Annotated in this window: 4 protein-coding genes; 2 read left to right on the top strand and 2 right to left on the bottom strand. The window is 71.9% G+C overall.

Annotated features, from left to right (window positions below):
* Positions 1-38: 38 nt before the first annotated feature.
* Together BHU15_RS35290 and BHU15_RS35285 are read right to left on the bottom strand one after the other, a co-directional pair.
* Positions 39-1,721: an ATP-binding protein gene (locus BHU15_RS35290; RefSeq protein ID WP_069630857.1), complete on the bottom strand. Its 1,683-nt coding sequence runs from the start codon at positions 1,719-1,721 to the stop codon at positions 39-41.
* A 55-nt stretch (positions 1,722-1,776) separates the two neighbouring features.
* Complete coding sequence (locus BHU15_RS35285; protein ID WP_023543035.1) at positions 1,777-1,971, bottom strand: hypothetical protein; 195 nt, start codon at positions 1,969-1,971, stop codon at positions 1,777-1,779.
* 252 nt (positions 1,972-2,223) lie between these two features.
* Between BHU15_RS35285 and BHU15_RS35280 the strand changes: the two genes are divergently transcribed.
* On the top strand, positions 2,224-2,646 hold the full coding sequence (locus BHU15_RS35280) for an ankyrin repeat domain-containing protein (protein WP_069630856.1): 423 nt from the start codon (positions 2,224-2,226) through the stop codon (positions 2,644-2,646).
* A gap of 205 nt (positions 2,647-2,851) precedes the next feature.
* A partial coding sequence (locus tag BHU15_RS35275) for a HEAT repeat domain-containing protein (RefSeq protein WP_069630855.1) occupies positions 2,852-4,259 on the top strand: 1,408 nt, incomplete at its 3' end.

Here is a 4,259-nt window from a genome sequence, read left to right as displayed (position 1 = left end):
TTTGCGGACACGCCCTAGGGGTCGAGGGCCCGTGGTGCTCAGCCCTCGGCCGGTACGGCGGTGGGGATCGTCGCCGTGCTCTGGCGCGATTGCGTCTGCTGTGCGTGTACGGCCGGTGGGTCGGGCTCCGCGGCGGGTCCGTGCGGCGCGGACGCCGCCTGTTCGGTCCCGGCTCCGGCGGTCCGGGTCGCGGCGGCGGTCGACCCGTCCGGCGGGGTGTGCCGGTCCGGGAGCAGATCCAGCACCGCGCGCCGGTGCGCGTCGCTCGTGTGGTCGTCGTACGGATCGGGGGTCGCCGGGACCTGGAGCCTGAGCACCGGTCCGGTGCCGAGCCGCGCGTAACCCCGCCCGGTGGGGATGTCCGGGGTGGGGATGGTGTGCGGCGGCGCCCCGAGGACCGCTTCCAGCTCCTCGCGGGAGGCGGCGCCCAGCACGACCCGGGCGCGGGTGTGCGTCCGTACGGTCTCGCTGAGCGCGTCCAGGGTCTCGAACTGCTCCGCCACGACGACTGTCACATTCGCCGCCCTGCCGTGCCGCAGCGGCACGTTGAGCAGGTCCTGCGGATCGGGCCGCCCGTCGGCGACCGCCAGATGGGCGAAGGCGCTCGGCCGGTCCAGCAGGAGCCAGAGCGGGCGCTTGGTGTCGTCGGGCACGGCGTGACCGGACTGCCGGGCGCGGTTGGCGGCGATCAGCCGCCGTTCCGTCTCGTTGGCGGCCCATTCGAGACCCGACAGCGCGCCCGAGAGCCCGCACTCCACGGCGAGGACGCCCGTACGCCCGTCGAGGCTGGCGTACTCACCGGTCCCGTTGCCCTCCACGATCACCACGTCGCCGTGCGCGAGCGCCTGGAGGGCGATCGAGCGCAGCAGACTCGTGGTGCCGCTTCCGGGGTGCCCGACGGCGAGCAGATGGGGCTCGGTCGAGCGGGCACCCGTACGCCAGACGACCGGAGGGGCGTCGCGGGTCGCGTCGCCCTCCAGGACCGGCACGGTGCGCCGGACCGCGTCGGCGTCGGTGAAGCCGAGCACGGTCTCGCCGGGGGCGGTGACGAACCGCTGGGCGGCGATGCCGGTGGGAAGCGGGGCAAGCACGCTCATGACGAGCACGTTGCCCTCTTCGTCCCAGTCGAACAGATACTCCCGGCCGCGCCCGGACTTCGCGTGCATCAGATGCTCGATCCGGACGCGGGAGGAGTACTCACCGTCGGTGAAGTACGGAGGGTACGACACCCGCAGCCGGGTGAGACGCCCGTCGGCGTCGAACTCGTACTCGTCGAACGCCTTGTCCCACTCCCCGCCGTGGGCGAAGAGCGGGCTCGGGTCCTCCGGCACGGAGAAGTACGGCACCAGCGCCTCGTAGAGAGACCGCAGGCGCTGGAGCTCCGCGTCGTCGGGCCCGGTCCGCGCCGGCGTACGGTCACGGCCCTTCCAGCCGGCCACCGCCATCACCGAGATGAGGGCGAGGAGCGGTCCGTACGGGACGAGCGCGACCACGGCGACGACGGCCGCGACCAGGAACAGCGCGGGACCACGCCGGTCCTTGGGCGTGGCCGCCCACTTCTGCCGTCCCGCGCCGGCCAGCAGACGCAGACCACGGGTGATCGTGATCAGCGGATGGAGGACGTCGGTGGCACTGTCGGCGGCCGAGCGGGCCATCACTCGGCTGCGAGCGATGTGAGCGCTGCCGCTGCTCAGAATGCGGGGGAGTGGTCGCCGGGCCACGTCTGTCTCCTGAAGGTGCGGAAGATGCTGAATGTGCTGAAGGGACGGCAGGCGATCAGAACTTGATCCCGCCGAGCAGACTGGCGAGGCTGGCGCCGCCGGCCGTGATGCTGGGGGCGATGGCCGTGCCCGCGAGGTAGAAGCCGAAGAGCGCGCAGACGAGCGCGTGGGACGCCTTGAGTCCGTCCTTCCTGAAGAAGAGGAAGACGATGATTCCGAGCAGCACGACGCCTGACATGGACAGGATCATGAGGGGATCTCCTGGTTGAGGGGGACAGTCACCATGAGTTGTTCCATGCTCACAGTAAGTATCTATGTGATAAAAGGTGCAAGTGGGTGAAATTCCTGGAATTTCACTGGACCGGCGGACGGCGGAACCTCGCGTACCGCTTGCTACGGCCTCTGTCCCCCGCAGTGGCCCGCAGGGCAGTAATCTGTCGATTCACCCGTACGGCTGCGCAGCCGTACGTCCCAGGTCAGCGGCGTGAGAGGCGGTTCACCGATGAGCGAGGTCCCGGAGGGCCCGGCCCCGGACGGCGATGCTCCCGACAGCGACGTCGTCGAGCTGGCCACGAAGGTCTTCGACCTCGCACGCCGCGGTGAGACCGAACTGCTCGCCGCCTACGTCGACGCCGGTGTCCCGGCGAACCTCACCAACGACCGGGGCGACTCCCTGGTCATGCTCGCCGCCTATCACGGGCACGCGCCCGCGGTGGTAGCGCTGCTCTCGCGTGGCGCCGAGGCCGACCGGGCCAACGACCGTGGTCAGACACCACTGGCCGGCGCCGTCTTCAAGGGCGAGGACGCCGTGATCCGCGCGCTGCTCACCGGCGGGGCCGACCCGGAGGCCGGAACACCCTCCGCCGTGGATACGGCGCGGATGTTCGGGAAGACGGACCTCCTGGAGCTCTTCGGAGCACGGTGAAGGGAGGCGTCGTAAATGTGGTCGCGGTGGCGAAATGGGTGGGTCATCATGACGTCGGGCCCGGAAGGGGCCACCGACGAGAGGCAGAGGAAGATGGTCTACACCAAGCAGGAGACGACGGTCGAGCGATGTTGTCGCGCGGCCTAGGCAGCCTAGGCATCCCCACCCCCCGGTTGCGTCGACAGCTTGATGTGAGGCTCTCCCCATGTTCGATCCAGTCATAGCGCCGAGCGGCACACTGCTCGGCCTGCTGCAAAGGGGGCGCGGCGACGGCACACTGCACGCGCTGGCCGCACCCCGCGCCGAGGCGCTCAACGCCCTCAACCACTGCGTGACGAACGACCCGCGCCACGACTGGCAGGTCGAGAATCGCTCCCTCTACTACGCGCGTCTCTATCTGGACCTGCACGGCGATCTCGACCCGCTCGAACACCACCTCTTCCGTGCCGAGGACCACTTCGAGACCGACGAGTCCCGCACCGGGCTCGCCCTCGCCGTACTGGGGCACCTCGCCTCCTACGGAAGGGACGACGCCCTGGCGCTCCTGCGCCGGTACGCGGCGTCCGGATCCAACTGGACCTGGGCGCTCGACGAACTGGCGCTGCGCGACGACGACGCGGGCCTGCGCTCGCTCGCCCCGACGGTCCTCGCCCGGTTCCCCACGACCGCCGAGGGCGACGCCGAGCTGGCCACCGCCCTCCAGGGCGCCTTCGAACCCCGGCCCTGGCGGCTCTGGGCCGACGACCCCCGCGAGGCGGTCGCCACCCGCGTCAGGGTGGCACGCGAACAGGGCTCCTTCGACCGATGGCAGCAGCAGCTGCGACCCAGCGGGCCACGCCCCGGCTGGAGCGTCCAGGCGGTCTTCGAATGGGCCCAGGACGGCCTCGAACGCGGCACGACCCTGCATGTGCCCGCCGCCCGATGTCTGACCGCGGTCGCCGGACCCGACGACCGCGCGGCGATCGTGGAAGCCGGCCGCAGCGGCCCCGACGGTGCCCGCTCGGCCGCGCTGCACTATCTCGCCGAGGCACGCGATCCCGCCGTGCTCGACCTGATCGAGTCCGCGGCCACCGACCCGTCGGAGAGTCTCGCCGAAGCCGCCGTCGCCGCCTTCGAGCGCATGTGCGGCGACGCCGCGGTGGACCGGGCGCGCGGCTGGGTGCACCGGCCCGACGCCCTCGGTGCCTCGGCGGCGGGTGTCCTCGCCTCCCGGGGCGGCCCGCAGGACACCCAACTGGTGCTCGGCGCGCTCCGGGAGGCCGTACGGTCCGACGGGCCCGACGCGCCCCGGCTGTGGACCCTCGTCGACGGCACAGGACGGCTCGGCATCGGCTGCGCCGCGCCCGTGCTGCGACACGTGTACCGGGAGACCGCCTCCTCACAACTGCGCGGCCGTACGGCCAGGGCGCTGGCGGCCACCGACCCCTCGTACGCCACGGGGTTCGCCGTCGAGTGCCTGTGGGACTGCGAGGAGACCACCAGAGAGGTCGCCGCGCTGCACGCCGAGACCGGTGACGTGCGGGTGGCCGACCGGCTGCGCCGGCTCGCGGCGGATCCGGCTCCGTACGGCGGTCTGCACCTCGGCCTCCTCGGCCGGATCCGCCGCGAGCCGG

The organism is Streptomyces niveus, from assembly GCF_001723055.1.
Lineage (GTDB): Bacteria > Actinomycetota > Actinomycetes > Streptomycetales > Streptomycetaceae > Streptomyces > Streptomyces niveus.
Note: the sequence above shows the minus strand (reverse complement) of the source record. Positions and strands in the feature narration are given on the sequence as shown.

Coding starts and splice junctions, on each gene's coding strand:
- BHU15_RS35285 (WP_023543035.1), bottom strand. CDS start 1,971: ATGATCCTGTCCATGTCAGGCGTCGTGCTGCTCGGAATCATCGTCTTC.
- BHU15_RS35280 (WP_069630856.1), top strand. CDS start 2,224: ATGAGCGAGGTCCCGGAGGGCCCGGCCCCGGACGGCGATGCTCCCGAC.